The organism is Emticicia sp. CRIBPO (assembly GCF_009905725.1).
Taxonomy (GTDB): domain Bacteria; phylum Bacteroidota; class Bacteroidia; order Cytophagales; family Spirosomataceae; genus Leadbetterella.
The window spans coordinates 35861-50299 of the sequence record NZ_JAAAKV010000001.1; the positions used below are offsets into that span (position 1 = coordinate 35861).

At 42.8% G+C, this 14439-nt stretch carries 13 protein-coding genes; 10 read left to right on the plus strand and 3 right to left on the minus strand.

Annotation, left to right across the window (positions count from 1 at the left end):
- Positions 1 to 33: 33 nt before the first annotated feature.
- Positions 34 to 639, minus strand: a complete 606-nt coding sequence (locus GVN16_RS00155; RefSeq protein WP_166561807.1) for a pseudouridine synthase — start codon at positions 637 to 639, stop codon at positions 34 to 36.
- Positions 632 to 1831, minus strand: a complete 1200-nt coding sequence (locus GVN16_RS00160) for an MFS transporter (RefSeq protein ID WP_166561808.1) — start codon at positions 1829 to 1831, stop codon at positions 632 to 634. The genes GVN16_RS00155 and GVN16_RS00160 overlap by 8 nt, the downstream gene beginning before the upstream one ends.
- A 160-nt stretch (positions 1832 to 1991) precedes the next feature.
- Between GVN16_RS00160 and truA the strand changes: the two genes are divergently transcribed.
- Together truA and GVN16_RS00170 are read left to right on the plus strand one after the other, a co-directional pair.
- On the plus strand, positions 1992 to 3221 hold the full coding sequence (gene truA / locus GVN16_RS26260; protein ID WP_166561809.1) for a tRNA pseudouridine(38-40) synthase TruA: 1230 nt from the start codon (positions 1992 to 1994) through the stop codon (positions 3219 to 3221).
- Entirely contained in the window at positions 3218 to 4183 is a 966-nt protein-coding gene (locus GVN16_RS00170) for an L-threonylcarbamoyladenylate synthase (RefSeq protein ID WP_166561810.1), read from the plus strand. The genes truA and GVN16_RS00170 overlap by 4 nt, the downstream gene beginning before the upstream one ends.
- Here the strand turns inward: GVN16_RS00170 and GVN16_RS00175 are convergent.
- Positions 4173 to 6764, minus strand: coding sequence for an OmpA family protein (locus tag GVN16_RS00175; protein ID WP_166561811.1), 2592 nt, complete (start codon positions 6762 to 6764; stop codon positions 4173 to 4175). The two genes, GVN16_RS00170 and GVN16_RS00175, sit on opposite strands and share 11 nt — an antisense overlap.
- Positions 6765 to 6888: 124 nt before the next feature.
- On the opposite strand from GVN16_RS00175, the gene GVN16_RS00180 reads away from it, so the two are divergent.
- The 8 genes from GVN16_RS00180 to GVN16_RS00215 all read left to right on the plus strand — a co-directional run bounded on the left by GVN16_RS00180 (position 6889) and on the right by GVN16_RS00215 (position 14405).
- Positions 6889 to 7494, plus strand: a complete 606-nt coding sequence (locus tag GVN16_RS00180) for a WbqC family protein (RefSeq protein ID WP_166561812.1) — start codon at positions 6889 to 6891, stop codon at positions 7492 to 7494.
- A gap of 60 nt (positions 7495 to 7554) precedes the next feature.
- A complete protein-coding gene (locus GVN16_RS00185) occupies positions 7555 to 10086 on the plus strand; it encodes an ATP-dependent Clp protease ATP-binding subunit (protein WP_166561813.1) in 2532 nt (843 codons plus the stop codon).
- Positions 10087 to 10134: 48 nt separating this feature from the next.
- Positions 10135 to 11310: a DUF4105 domain-containing protein gene (locus tag GVN16_RS00190; protein WP_166561814.1), complete on the plus strand. Its 1176-nt coding sequence runs from the start codon at positions 10135 to 10137 to the stop codon at positions 11308 to 11310.
- Positions 11310 to 12101: an inositol monophosphatase family protein gene (locus GVN16_RS00195; protein ID WP_166561815.1), complete on the plus strand. Its 792-nt coding sequence runs from the start codon at positions 11310 to 11312 to the stop codon at positions 12099 to 12101. Before GVN16_RS00190 ends, GVN16_RS00195 begins: the two co-directional genes overlap by 1 nt.
- 14 nt (positions 12102 to 12115) lie before the next feature.
- Positions 12116 to 12637, plus strand: coding sequence for a YfiT family bacillithiol transferase (locus tag GVN16_RS00200; protein ID WP_166561816.1), 522 nt, complete (start codon positions 12116 to 12118; stop codon positions 12635 to 12637).
- A gap of 4 nt (positions 12638 to 12641) precedes the next feature.
- On the plus strand, positions 12642 to 12812 hold the full coding sequence (locus GVN16_RS00205; protein WP_166561817.1) for a FeoB-associated Cys-rich membrane protein: 171 nt from the start codon (positions 12642 to 12644) through the stop codon (positions 12810 to 12812).
- A 205-nt stretch (positions 12813 to 13017) separates the two neighbouring features.
- Complete coding sequence (locus GVN16_RS00210; protein ID WP_166561818.1) at positions 13018 to 13428, plus strand: anti-anti-sigma factor; 411 nt, start codon at positions 13018 to 13020, stop codon at positions 13426 to 13428.
- A 71-nt stretch (positions 13429 to 13499) separates the two neighbouring features.
- Entirely contained in the window at positions 13500 to 14405 is a 906-nt protein-coding gene (locus tag GVN16_RS00215) for a ribonuclease Z (protein WP_166561819.1), read from the plus strand.
- Positions 14406 to 14439 lie beyond the last annotated feature (34 nt).

The window sequence follows — 14439 nt, forward strand, 5'->3', positions numbered from 1 at the left end:
AAAAATAGAGTTGAAAGTATTCAGAATCAAAATTTATCTGTTTGAATACAAAGTTTTTTGGTAAATGTCATTTTTTGAAAGCTCGAGTATTTCTCCGGGCTGCAATGTTCCGAGCGTAAGATTTTCAATGGAATAACGCACCAGTCTGAGCGTAGGCAGTCCCACAGAAGCCGTCATGCGTCGTATCTGCCGGTTTTTCCCTTCATGGATGCCCATAATGATCCAGGAATCCGGAATGCTTTTCCTGACCCTGATCGGTGGATTTCTTTCCCAGACCGGGGGCGTTTCTATGATCTCAGCTACAGCCGGGCGGGTCTGAATGGACTTGCCGTTGATACTGATCTGGACTCCTGATCTCAGCCGGGCCATTGATGCTTCCGTCGCTTCCCCTTCTACCTGTACCCAGTATTTTTTGCCGTGTTCACGCTTCGGGTCAAGCAGACGGGTTTTCAGTAAATTATCATTGGTCAGGATCAGCAGTCCCTCGCTGTCATGATCAAGCCGGCCTACCGGATAAATGTCTTTGGGTAAATCAAAACCCAGTGATAACAAACCGGGATGCCCTCCTTCAGCTGTAAACTGTGAGAGCACCCCGAATGGTTTATTGATAATGAAATATCTGAAATCAGAATTAAGCAACTTTGATATCCTTTTGGTTATCTTTAAAGAACAGAACGAATAATACCAGTACTACGGCTGCAATAGTTGCAGGAACCATCCACACCGCACGGTAGTCAAACATACCTTCAGAAATTTTGTAATGATCAAGGACAATACCGGAAAGCTTGGAACCGATACCCATCCCGATACCATAAGTAGCAAGCGTGATCAGACCCTGGGCCGAACTCTTGATCTTTTCTCCGGCTTTGTTGTCAGTGTAGATCTGGCCTGTAACGAAGAAGAAGTCATAACAAACCCCGTGTAAAACAATGGCGATATAAAGTATCCACTCTGAAGAAATACCGTCACCGTAACCGAAGCAGATAAACCTTACGATCCACGCCACAAGTCCTATGATAAGGATTTTCTTCACACCGAACTTGGCAAAAGCGAACGGCAGCAAAAGCATGAACAACACTTCAGAAACCTGTCCCAGAGACATTTTATTTTCAACGTTGGTCATGTGTGAAGCCGACAGGGAAGGATTGGCCAGGGCATAGTAGAATGACAACGGAATACAGATCAGGATAGAAGAAATAAAGAAGATCAGGAATGACCTGTCTTTAAACAAAACGAAAGCGTCTGTACCCAATATCTGGCCGAAAGTAGGTTTTTCAGTAGTTTTAGGCGGGGTATCAGGCAAAAAGAAAGCGAAAATACCCAAAGCAAGTGAACTGAACATAGAGATCTGGAAAATCTCCACAGAACCTCCGATATCCAAAAAGCCTACAATGTTGGTCACCACGATCCAGGCGATTGTTCCGAAAACACGGATAAAAGGAAATTCTTTACCCGGTTCTTTCATCTGGTTCATCGCGATGGATGTCGAAAGAGCAAGGTTAGGAGTAAAAGTGATGGTATAAGCCAGGATATACCAGAAGAATTCAGCAGGATCAGTGATTTTGATCAGGAAATAAAGAACAACCGCTCCGAGAAGGTTGATAATCCCCATTACTTTCTGAGCAGAGAAAAAACGGTCGGCGATCATACCCACAAAAAACGGGGCAATCAAAGTGGCAATTGAAAAGGCAGTATAGGCGTTTCCAACCTGGTCTCCTGTAGCATTTAATTGGTTAAGCATGTATTTACTCATCTGTCCGTACCAGGAACCCCAGGTCACAAACATGAGAAACATCATAAACATCAGCTGAATTCGTACGGTTAATTTCATATAGGAATGATTTGTTTAATTGGTTATATTCAGAAACCAAATATAGGAATGATTTATTAATATTTTTAAAAAATCCTGTTTTGGGCTCATTTTGAGATCATTTTGCCACTCACAGGATTAAACAAACAGGTTTTCGGATATAAATCATTAATTTTGCGGCATGAGATATTTTATTGAACTGGCTTACAAAGGCACCTGCTTTAACGGATGGCAGCGACAACCCAATGCCCCCACTGTTCAGCAGGAAATTGAAAGGGCCCTGAGTTTGTATTTAAGAATGCCCGTCACCATCAACGGCAGCAGCAGAACAGATACCGGAGTACATGCTACGCAACAATATGCTCATTTTGAAACACCACACCGCATTGATTTTGAGCCGCGTATGTATTACCGGCTAAACGGGATACTGGACAAGGACGTGGTCATCAGGAAAATCATCCCGGTACATTACAACAGCCACAGCAGGTTTGATGCCATCGCCAGGAAATATACTTACAGAATCTCGACCCGGAAAGATCCTTTCAACCGTGGCTTATCTTCTGAGTATTATGGTAAGCTTGATCTTGATAAAATGAACGAGGCTTCAGAGGTATTACTGAAACATACTGATTTCCAATGCTTCAGCAAGGTAAAAACCGACGTCACCTCGTTTCTTTGTACGATTCAGTACGCCTGGTGGGAATCTAAAGACGGCCTGATCATGTTTCATATTAAATCCAACCGTTTTCTGAGGGGGATGGTCAGGGCCATTGTCGGGACGCTGATGGAAGTCGGATCAGGCAAATTGAGCATAAAGGAGTTTGAGGACATTATTTTATCAAAAAACAGGCAAAAGGCCGGAAAAAGTGCTCCTGCAGAAGGACTTACACTCGAAGAAGTAGAATACCCGGCCGGTTATTTTGAAGACATGAACATACCAAAAGTACTGAAATACGATGTTATCACTGCTGAAGAGGCCCACATGCCTGTGGTCAGGCAGTTGTTTGAAACCTATGCCGAAAACCTGGGCGTCGACCTCTGTTTCCAGGGCTTTACAGAAGAAATGGAAACCCTTCCCGGAAAATATGCCGATCCGGAGGGAACAATTCTTCTAGCACAGACGGCAGAAGGTTTTGCCGGGGTAGTGGCCCTGAAAAAAATCGGAGAAGGCATTTGTGAAATGAAAAGGCTCTTTGTCAGTGAAAACTTCAAGGGTTACGGCCTGGGAAAAGCACTGACAGTGAAATTAATAGAAGTAGCCAGGGAAAAAGGCTACAGGCAAATGAACCTGGACACTCTCGAAAGACTGGGCCCGGCCGTGAATCTGTACCGGAACCTGGGCTTTACCGAAACAGAGCCTTATAATTTTAACCCTGAAGAAGACATTCTTTATTTTAGTTTGGCCTTATGAAAACCGCACAGGTAGGAAAAGACATAGAAAAAGCAGCTGAGATGCTCAGAAACGGCGGTTTGGTAGGTATTCCCACCGAAACGGTCTACGGCCTCGCGGCCAATGCCCTGGATGAAAAAGCTGTAACCCGGATATTTAAAGTCAAAAACAGGCCGAGCTTTGACCCTCTGATCATTCATGTGGCATCACTGGCAGATTTTCAGCTTTATGTGAAGGAAATACCGGTCAATCTGCTGAAACTGGCTGAAAAAACAGGACCGGGACCATTGACTTTGCTATTACCCAAAAAAGACATCATTCCTGATATCGTCACGTCAGGCCTTGAAAGGGTAGCCATCAGGATTCCCAATCATCCTTTGACGCTGGAATTGCTCAGGCAACTGGATTTCCCGTTGGCTGCCCCGAGTGCCAATCCCTTCGGTTACATCTCTCCTACCCGTCCTGAACACGTGGTGGCTCAGTTGGGTGACCAGCTCGACTATGTCATTGATGGCGGGGCTTCAGAGGTGGGCATTGAATCGACTATTATTGGTATTGAAGGCGACAAAACCGTCATCTACCGGAAGGGCGGGCTTTCGATTGAGCAGATAGAAAAAGAGATAGGAAAAGTGTATGTGCTGGATCATTCCACCTCCAATCCCGAGGCACCCGGAATGCTCAAAAGCCATTATGCTCCCAATAAGAAAGTGATGGTGTATTCTCCCAATATGCACTTTGAGTTGATAGACTCAGCCAAGACCGGTTTTTTAGGTTTTAAAGAAACAATAGCCGGCGTCCGTGCTGAAAACCAGTTTATATTATCCGCTTCTGGAGATTATTCGGAAGCAGCCAGAAAGCTTTTTTATGGCCTCAGGTGGCTGGATGGCCTGGATATTGATACCATCCTGATAGAATTAGTGCCTGAAGAAAACCTGGGCCGTGCCATCAACGATCGCCTCAGAAGAGCCGCCGCTATGGATTAAGGTCTATGATCCTCACTTCCACCCTACGGTTTTTGGCTTTATTTTCATCAGAATCATTCGGCACCAAAGGTTCCGAAGATCCCTTTCCTTTGACGGTGATTCTTTCATGGTTGATCCCCTTATTGAAAAGATAATTGGCAATTACCTTGGCCCTGAATTCTGACAGATACTGGTTCAGACGCTGATCGTTACCGTCACTGTCGGTATGTCCGGTAATCTCAATCTGGAAATTTTTATGCTGTGTTAATCCGGCAGCCAGCAGGTCAAGCTGCAGATTGGAGCCGTCCAGCATTTTCGGTTTACTCTTTTCAAAATTCACTTTATTTAACCTGTAAGTCTTACCTAACGCCTCAGGACGTGAAAATTCACTGACAAGAAAGTTAAGATTATCAGGCAGGTCAACTATCTCTTTACTCATTACCTTAACCGGTTCAGGTTCCTTTTTCACTTCTTTTTTAGAAGAGACCAGTGTAATGGGAAGAATAAGGCTTTCCGGACTCTGCTGCCCCAGCTTAGCCAGAAGCAAACTGTCCGAAACGGTATTGAAACCTTTCAGAGCTACCTTAATGCTGTAAATAACATCCGGTTTGAAAAGCCCGTAATAAACCTGGCCTTTTGAAGTAAGCTGTACATTCATCACTTTGGGCAAAGAAGCTGCTACGTCCAGTTGTTTCAGTTGTTCGGCAGTAAGCTCATTGGTAATCTGGATACCCGCTTCATAAAAGCTCTTCTTTACCAGTATCCTGAAAATACCATTGGTAACGCCTTGGGGACCTACCTTCACTTTCACCGGATCGTACCCCTTCGCCGAAGCTTCCATTTCGTAACTGTTCACCGGTGACAATTTGGCGGTCACCGATTTGATGCCCGACGTATTCAGCAGGTTATCGTTAACACCGTTGGAAGTCAGTTTAAAGTCGGCCGGAATGTTCAGGCCCGTGATGGCATCATAGACCTGGAATGTGTAAGACTCCGAAGCTACAGGGCTCAGCGTTAAAGTAGTAAGCCTGCTGCTGTTTATGGTCAGTGAACCCTTAAAATTCATGTAACCTTTGGCTGAAGCTTCCATAGAATAAGGTCCGCCTGTTCCGATTTTTGCTGTATATTTTTTGGAAACCGGGTCAAAAGCACATTGCACAGGCACATTCTTCGAATCAAAAATCCTGAACCTGCAATCTTCCATCGGTTTTCCGGTCTGAGAGTCGTACACAATGAAACTATAATCCAAAGGATCTTTCTTCTTCATATACACCTCAATCTTGCGGTTCTCACTGATGGCTGACTTCACATCTTCGTATCCATCGGCTGTCACTTCAAATGAGTATTTCTTGTCCGGGTCAATGATGGGCTTGCCGAAATTCTCGTTCATATTGACCTCGTTCTGTTTTTCATCAAAAACCCTGATCTTAGCCGCTTTGAGCTGCACTTTGGTAGCAGCATCAAAAACCGAGATCACATAATCTTCCGCTACCTTATCCAGTCTCATCGCAAACAGGGAATTGTTTCCACTGATGGTTTTTACTTCCAGTGTGCCCAGCTTGTGATTGTAACCTTTAAAAGAAGCCTCAAAATGATAAGTACCTGTTTCAGTAGGCATAAACCTGACCGATTCCTTATCAGAAGCCTTGAATTTGACAACTTTCTTCGACGGCAGTTCCACAGAAACTTCAGCGGCAAGTCTCTTGTCTGTCAGGTTATCAAAAACATCCACTTCAATGACCGTTTCAGGAACCAGGCTGAGAATAATAGGAGCTCCGGTATTTTTTACTTCAAATTCGCCGTTGTTAAAACCTTTAGCCTTCGTCTGAACGATCAGTATTTCATTTCTTTTAGCATCAAACTTGTGTTTCCCGTCCTTGAAATCTCCCTGGAAAACAGGTCTGCCGTCACTTTTCTGTTTGATGATCAGGTTTCCTGAACTCACCCTCTCGTTGGTGCTCTTATTATAAAAGTTGATCTCCGAAACCGTGCTGGCTTTTTTGAAAAGCACATTCATCAGGAAAATATTGGCAGGATCCGTCACATTGAATTCTACTTCGGAAACCTCGTCTGCATACCCGGCCGATTTTCCGGAAATCTTATACTGCCCTGATTCTGTAAATGGGACCCTGTATTCGGCTACTTTTTTGCTGGTAGAAGTGGTTTTTACCACTTTACCTTTAAATACGATCTCAATTTCCGCGTCTACAGGATTCTTGCTTTCATCATCGAGGGTTTTTAGGACCAGCACAGCAATGGGGCGGGATGATAACCTGATATCAACAGTGGCTTCATTGCCATCCAAAGCTTCGGTATCGATGGTTTTATCTTCAGGATAAAAGCCTTCGGCATTGGCGGTGATTTTTACCTTCTGCCCTTTCACGGCCGTCATAATCCAATCGTTGGCAGAAGATTTGATTTTAACCGGGTTACCTGTTTTGACATCAACGGCAGTAAGAACAGCACTCATTTCTGTGCCAGTCCGCTCGTTAACCACCTTTACCGTAATTGTAATGTCTTCAGCAAAACTGGAAAAGCCCGTCAGAATGATGAGGGAGAAAAAAAGCAGGAACTTAGAAATATTATATTTTTTGAATAACATAGTTCTTGTTTAACCAATTTTTGGGTTATTTTTGTAAAGATTTCAAGGGTCTGATTAATAAACGACCTTCAAATGTCATTATTGGTTATCGTATATATTTAATCAGCAAACCACAAGGATTTTTATGATATTCACCTCAAATTTTTTGCCATGTATTGCCTACATGAGTGCTTTTGTAAAATTTGATGACGTCTCTGTTACTTATGATGAGTATTATGAAAAACAAACCTACCGTAACAGGGCTTATGTGCTGGGAGCCAATAAAGTGGAAACACTCAGTATCCCGGTCCACAAAATTGCGAATAAAACTTTATTAAAAGACATTAAAATAGATAATCACGAGCTTTGGCAGCGAAGATTCTGGAGAACGATTGAGGCGGCTTATAAAAAAAGCCCTTTCTTTGAGCATTACGATTATCTGTTTTATGACCTGTTTCATAAGAAATACGACTTTTTGTACGATTTGAACCACGACTCACTGTCAAAATGTCTGAAAAGCCTGGAGGTGAATAAGACAATTTGTCTTGTAGAAAAAGTTGATTTTGAAAATAAAAACGAAATATTTAGCTTTAATGCAAAAAAAAGGGGTGAAAATCCGGATTTCTTTGAACCGGTTCCTTATTTGCAAAACTTTGGCAACGGATTTGTATCTAACCTCAGCATTATAGATTTAATATTCTGCAAAGGTCCCGAGAGTCTTCAAATATTAAATAATTCCATACGGAATTGAACACTATAGCTGTTTTTTGCGTTATTATTCAAAATTATTAACCTCAAAAAAGGAGAATTAATGGAACCCAAATTTTCACAGAGAGTAAAAGAAGTGATCACTCTTGCCAGAGAAGAGGCACTTAGATTGGGGCATGATTACATTGGTACCGAGCACCTTATTTTGGGGATGATTCGAGAGGGAGATGGGCTGGGGTTGGAATTGATTCAGAAAGCGGGCATCAGGCCTGATGAATTGAGACAAACCATTGAGAGTTCGACAAGAGGAACTGCCACCAATACCATTAAAAACCTCGCCAATATTCCGCTGACCCGTCAGTCAGAAAAAGTGTTAAAAATAACACACCTGGAAGCAAAAATTTTTAAATCTGAAATCATCGGAACAGAGCACCTTCTGTTGGCTATACTTCGTGACGACGACAACCTCGGTTGCCAGATATTGAACAAATATAAAGTCAACTATAAACTCATCAAGGAAATGCTAGAATATCAGCTGAACGGACAAGAGCCGTCAATGGAAAGGCCTGATACAGATGATGAGGATGACAAAGTGTTCGGAAGCGGTGCATACGGAAGTCAATCCCGTGATCCGAAATCTACCGAAAAATCTAAAACCCCGGTTTTGGACAATTTTGGCCGTGATTTAACGAAAATGGCTGAAATAGGTAAATTAGACCCCATCATTGGCCGTGAGAAAGAGATTGAGCGTGTGGCTCAGATCCTTTCCCGTCGTAAGAAAAACAACCCGATCCTGATCGGAGAGCCTGGTGTTGGTAAAACTGCCATCGCTGAAGGTCTTGCCCTCAGAATCGTTCAGAAAAAAGTGTCACGTGTGCTTTTCGGTAAAAGGGTTGTAACCCTTGATCTCGCTTCTCTTGTGGCCGGTACCAAATACCGCGGACAATTTGAAGAAAGAATGAAAGCTGTGATGACCGAGCTTGAAAAATCGCCGCAGGTGATCCTTTTCATTGATGAGATCCATACCATCGTAGGTGCGGGTGGGGCCAGTGGCTCGCTTGATGCCTCCAATATGTTCAAACCTGCCCTTGCCAGAGGCGATATCCAATGTATTGGTGCCACTACCCTGGATGAGTACAGACAATATATTGAGAAAGACGGTGCATTGGCCAGAAGATTCCAGATGGTGATGGTAGACGCCACTTCTGTGGAAGAAACCATTGAAATCCTGAATAACATCAAGGAAAAATACGAAGATCACCATAATGTAACTTATTCTGAAGACGCGATCGTTTCAGCGGTAAAATACTCTGAAAGATACATTACAGACCGTTATCTTCCGGACAAAGCCATTGATGTCATTGACGAAGTCGGTGCCAGGGTACACATCAAAAATATCAACGTTCCCCAGGATGTCTTAGACCTTGAAGAAGCTGTTGAAGAGATCAAACTGGAGAAAAACCGTGTCGTTAAGAGTCAGAGATATGAAGAAGCGGCCCAACTGAGAGATCGTGAGAAGAAACTGATAGATCAGCTTGAAAAAGCCAAACAAACCTGGGAAGAAGAAAGCAAATCACTGCGTCACACGGTAACTGAGGATAACGTAGCTGAAGTAATCGCCATGATGACCGGTATTCCTGTCAGAAAAGTGAATATGAACGACGGAGAAAAAATCCTGAAAATGGGTGATGCTCTCAGAGGACGTATCATTGGCCAGGATGCTGCCGTTGAAAAACTGGTAAAAGCCATCCAGAGAACCAGGGTTGGTTTGAAAGACCCTAAAAAACCGATCGGATCATTTATATTCCTTGGTCCTACCGGGGTCGGAAAAACCGAATTGGCAAAAACACTGACTGAGTACCTGTTTGACAAAGAAGATGCCCTGATCAGGATAGATATGAGTGAGTACATGGAGAAATTCAGTATCTCGCGTCTGGTTGGAGCCCCTCCGGGTTATGTAGGTTATGAAGAAGGTGGTCAGTTGACTGAAAAAGTCAGAAGAAAGCCTTATTCAGTGATCTTGCTGGATGAAATTGAAAAAGCTCACCCGGATGTATTCAATATCCTGCTGCAGGTGCTGGATGACGGTATTCTGACAGACAGTCTGGGAAGAAGAGTCGATTTCAGAAACACCATTATCATCATGACATCTAACATCGGTGTCAGAGACCTTAAAGATTTTGGAGCCGGAATTGGTTTTGCGACCAAGTCAAGAGTAGAAGCCCAGGATGACATGGTGAAAACCACCATTCAGAACGCTTTGAGAAAAACATTCTCTCCTGAATTCCTTAACCGTCTTGATGATGTGATCATCTTCAATTCACTGGATAGAAATGATATTCATAACATTATTGATATTGCTCTAGGAAGATTATTCAAACGTATCAGTAATATCGGATATAAAATTGAATTGACAGAAAAAGCGAAAGATTTCTTATCAGAAAAAGGATACGATCAGCAATACGGGGCACGTCCTCTTAACAGGGCCATCCAGAAGTATGTTGAGGATCCTCTTGCCGAAGAAATACTCAAGGGTGGCCTCACTGAAGGTGATACCATCCTGGTAGATTATTCAGGCGAAGGAGAAAATCTGAATTTTAACAAGAAATCTAACGAAGAAACGATTGAACAATAATTTTTTCTTTAGATATTTGAAGCACGGGACTATTCCCGTGCTTTTTTTATGAAAAAACTACGCTACCTATTCTCTTTTTTACTCCTTGGGGCATTGAACAGCCAGGCTCAGCAGCTTTCCAAAGAAGCTCAGTTCGGGCTGGTGACGATTTCAAGAGGTTCTTCCGAAGATGCCATTTACCAGATCTGGGGCCATACTGTACTGCATCTCAATGACCCGGTGAACGGCATCAACGAATGTTATGATTACGGCTCGTTCACTTTTGACCAGCCGGGATTTATCCTCAAATTTATGAGGGGTACTTTGCCTTATAAAATGGCAGTTTATGATTTCAGGACCTTCATAGATCACTATAAATACAAGGAAAACAGGTCTGCAACAGAGCAAATCCTTAATCTATCCCCGAAACAGAAGGAAGACCTGCACCAGTTTCTGATCAAAAATTACCTGCCTGAAAACAGGGAATACAAATACCGCTTCTTTTATTACAACTGTGCCAGCAGGATCAGGGACATTCTGCAGCAGGTGTGTGGCGATTCCCTGCAGTTTTCACAGACTTTACATGCCGACTCCTCTTACAGGCAGTGGATCGACGAATATGCCAGGGAAAAACAACCCTGGACCAATTTCGGGATGATGCTCGGGCTGGGACTGCAGTCGGATGAACTGACCAAAGAATCAGGGGCTATGTTTCTTCCTGACAACCTCGCCATGGGGTTTGATTCTGCTGTAATCTATCATGATAAGGTAAAACAGCCGTTTGTGCTTACGAAAATACAACATACTTCGGTGGGGGCACCATCCATATCTCAGTCTTTCTGGTCGCCCATGGTAGTATTGTCATTATTTCTTGTTTTGGTAGCCGGATTCACCTGGTGGCAGATCAGAAGCGGCAACAAGAATATGCTGTTTGACAAAGTGTTATTCCCAGTTCTCGGGCTGTCTGGCTGGTTTCTGGCCTTTCTGTGGTTTCTTACCGATCATGGCGTAACAAGACAGAACTTTAACTTAATATGGGCTTTTCCATTCCTTTTCCCGCTTTTCTTCTTTATAAAAAAGAACTGGATAACCGGCTTCATGAAGGTTTACGGCATTGCCCTGGCTATATTACTTATCGGGTGGAAATTCTGGCCGCAGGAGCTGCCTTCTCCCCTTATTCCTCTTATTCTGGCGATCATCCTCCGGGTTATTTTCGTCACTAAAATATTCAAATTTAAAAATTAATGGATTTAAAGCATATTTGCGAGCAAACCGCAGACGTAGCACGCCTGGCCGGAAATTTTATAGACCAGGAATCAAAGAAGTTCAATACCGATGCTGTAGAATACAAAGACATCAACAATGTGGTGTCTTATGTGGATAAAGAAGCCGAGAAACTGATTGTGGATGCCTTGAAACTGGTCCTTCCCGAGGCTGGCTTCATTACAGAAGAAGGTACCGCCGATACCTCGGACATGGAAGGATATAACTGGATCATTGACCCTCTGGACGGCACAGCGAATTTTATCCATGGTTTGCCCAATTATTCGGTCAGTCTTGCCCTGGCGAAAGGAAAAGAGGTCTATGTAGGTGTGGTTTATCACATTTGCACCAAAGACATATTTTATGCCGTAAAAGGCCAGGGAGCGTTCAGAAACGGCGAAAAAATAAGTGTTTCGAAAGCAAAGAAACTGGGAGAAAGCCTTTTTGCCACAGGATTCCCTTACTATAAGTTTCAAAGCATGGAAAAATACCTGCAGATTCTCGAGGCCCTGATGCAGAAAACACACGGTCTGAGGCGTTTCGGTTCAGCAGCCATTGATCTGGCCTATGTAGCCTGTGGCTATTTTGACGGCTTTTTTGAATATAATCTTAACAGCTGGGACATGGCCGCAGGAGTTTTGCTCATCCAGGAAGCCGGAGGTACAGTGACTGATTTTAACGGCGGGCAGGACTATCTCTTCGGAGGTAATATTGTAGCCGGATCGGCTGTTCATCAAGAACTTTTAGACGAAATACAGCGTTTTTGGAAATAAACACCCCTTTATCAATGGAAATTGAGCACTTACAATACCCTATCGGAAGATTTGACAAGACCAGGACATATTCTGACTCAGATATTACTTATGGAATCTCCTATCTGAAGGACTATCCTGCTATCCTGGAAGACACGGTCAAAAACCTCAGTGATGAGGCTCTGGCACAGATTTACAGACCAGGTGGCTGGAATATCCGTCAGCTGGTACATCACCTGGCCGATTCTCATTCCAATATGTACATCAGGATCAAATGTGCTCTGACAGAAGACAATCCGACGATCAAAGGGTACAATGAAGGTGATTGGGCTGAATTACCGGATTCAAAATTGCCCATTGACCCTTCTTTAAAGATGCTGAGCGGCATTCATCAGCGGCTGGCCGCACTTCTGGACAACAACGACGACAGCCTGCTGGAGAAAAGCTATTTTCATGCAGGATATGATTTTACTTATACGCTCAGGACCGTTATTCCGTTATATCAATGGCACTCCGAACACCACCTGGAGCACATTAAACTGGCACTGAATTACTGACATTATGGAAACGATAGCCATCATTCTTCTTTTTGCGGCCGCGGCGTTCTACCTGGGCAGAAAAATTTATGCCCAGTTTCAGGCTAAATCCGGCTGTTCTAAAAATTGCGGCGGGGCCTGCAGTGTTCCTTCGGTGATGGATAAAATCGAAATGCAGGAGAAAAGTCTTCGTTAATTAATCCCCCGCTCCTGTTTGGAATAAATCTGAATTTCCGGCTGTTTGTGGCCCCCACGGTGGTTTTGAGCATGTTGTTGAAATATTCAATTAGTTAATAATAATCTTTTTTATTTAATTTGCAGTATTTTAAACAAGTTGACTCGCTATGGTCGGCTTTGTTTCCTACTGATTTTACTATTCAAAAAAAGCAATTTAACTCATTATGAATTTAGTCGTTGAAAAAAGTGAACAATACGTCCTCCTGACTGTAAAGCAAAATGCCATAGATGTGGATTTAGCGGCACAGATTGAAAAAAATATAGCCGGTTTGTATTCAGGAGAAGGTAAGATCAACTTTATCATCAACCTCGACGAAGTAAAAGACATTTCTGAAAAAGGACACCTTTTGTTTACAAAAGTTCAGAAGATCTGTGTAAACGAATCCGGTTTATTGGTCCTTGTTACAAAAAGTGTCGATTTACTTGATAATATCCTTAGCCAGACCGAAGAAAGCCTCCTGGTTTTGCCTACGAATGAAGAGGGTGTTGATGCTATTTTCATGAATGAACTTGAAAATGACTTCAAAGAAGAACAGGATGACGAATTTGGTTTTGATAATGAGAGTGATTATTAAACTAAAACCTTTTTTATTCTGTTACTTTACTGATTTAGGGATTGAACGTTTAGAGAAATAAATAACAAAAATTGGAGTTTACAATATTAGGTACTGGTTCCGCAACGCTTCAGTTGACCCGTTTTCCATCAGCATTTGTTCTTTCTGTTGACAATGAATGTATTTTGATTGATTGCGGTGAGGGAACCCAGCATCAGATCTTAAAGTATAAGATTAAGCATACAAGGATCAGGACCATTTTGATCAGCCATCTTCACGGTGATCATTATTTTGGTTTAATCGGCCTGATTTCTTCGTGGAGTCTTAACAAAAGAACTGAGCCGCTGACCCTGATAGGTCCTCCGGGTTTGCTGGAAATCATCAGTATCCAATTGAAATACTCCGGAACGATCCTGAGCTTTAAAGTTGATTTTATTGAGACCAAATCGACTGTTTCGGAAGTTGTTTATGAAAATGATCTCTTCTCTGTGACTACCATTCCGCTGATTCACCGCGTTCCCTGCAACGGTTACCTTGTGACCCGGAAAGGAAGTGAGAGAAAGATTATTAAGGAGAGAATTCCGGAAGACTTTCCCCTGCCCTATTTTAAGAAACTTAAAGACGGCGAGGATATTTTTGATGAACTCTCCGGCAAAACATACAAAAACAGTGAGCTGACCACTGAAGGTGATCCTGAAGTAAAAGTGGCTTATTGTTCCGACACCGCTTATTTTGAAGAGATTATCCCGATTATTGAAGGGGCTGATCTGCTCTATCATGAGGCTACTTTTACCCATGAACTCATAGAAAGGGCCAAAAGCACTTTTCATTCGACGGCAGGTGAGGCGGCACAGATCGCGAAAAAAGCACAGGTAAAACAATTGGTTATAGGACATTACTCATCAAGATATAAAGAATTGGACGGGCATTTATCAGAGGCAAAAGGCATTTTTGAGGCAACTTTACTCGCAGAAGAGGGTCTCACGGTGAAGGTTTGACATTTTTTTTGATAATTTACCCATAAATCCTATG

What these genes read in the sequence shown, in the direction of transcription:
- GVN16_RS00185 (WP_166561813.1), top strand. Translation starts at nt 7,555, where the DNA reads ATGGAACCCAAATTTTCACAGAGAGTAAAAGAAGTGATCACTCTTGCC.
- GVN16_RS00180 (WP_166561812.1), top strand. Translation starts at nt 6,889, where the DNA reads ATGATATTCACCTCAAATTTTTTGCCATGTATTGCCTACATGAGTGCT.
- GVN16_RS00210 (WP_166561818.1), top strand. Translation starts at nt 13,018, where the DNA reads ATGAATTTAGTCGTTGAAAAAAGTGAACAATACGTCCTCCTGACTGTA.
- GVN16_RS00195 (WP_166561815.1), top strand. Translation starts at nt 11,310, where the DNA reads ATGGATTTAAAGCATATTTGCGAGCAAACCGCAGACGTAGCACGCCTG.
- GVN16_RS00205 (WP_166561817.1), top strand. Translation starts at nt 12,642, where the DNA reads ATGGAAACGATAGCCATCATTCTTCTTTTTGCGGCCGCGGCGTTCTAC.
- GVN16_RS00170 (WP_166561810.1), top strand. Translation starts at nt 3,218, where the DNA reads ATGAAAACCGCACAGGTAGGAAAAGACATAGAAAAAGCAGCTGAGATG.
- GVN16_RS00200 (WP_166561816.1), top strand. Translation starts at nt 12,116, where the DNA reads ATGGAAATTGAGCACTTACAATACCCTATCGGAAGATTTGACAAGACC.
- GVN16_RS00190 (WP_166561814.1), top strand. Translation starts at nt 10,135, where the DNA reads ATGAAAAAACTACGCTACCTATTCTCTTTTTTACTCCTTGGGGCATTG.
- GVN16_RS00160 (WP_166561808.1), bottom strand. Translation starts at nt 1,831, where the DNA reads ATGAAATTAACCGTACGAATTCAGCTGATGTTTATGATGTTTCTCATG.
- truA (WP_166561809.1), top strand. Translation starts at nt 1,992, where the DNA reads ATGAGATATTTTATTGAACTGGCTTACAAAGGCACCTGCTTTAACGGA.
- GVN16_RS00175 (WP_166561811.1), bottom strand. Translation starts at nt 6,764, where the DNA reads ATGTTATTCAAAAAATATAATATTTCTAAGTTCCTGCTTTTTTTCTCC.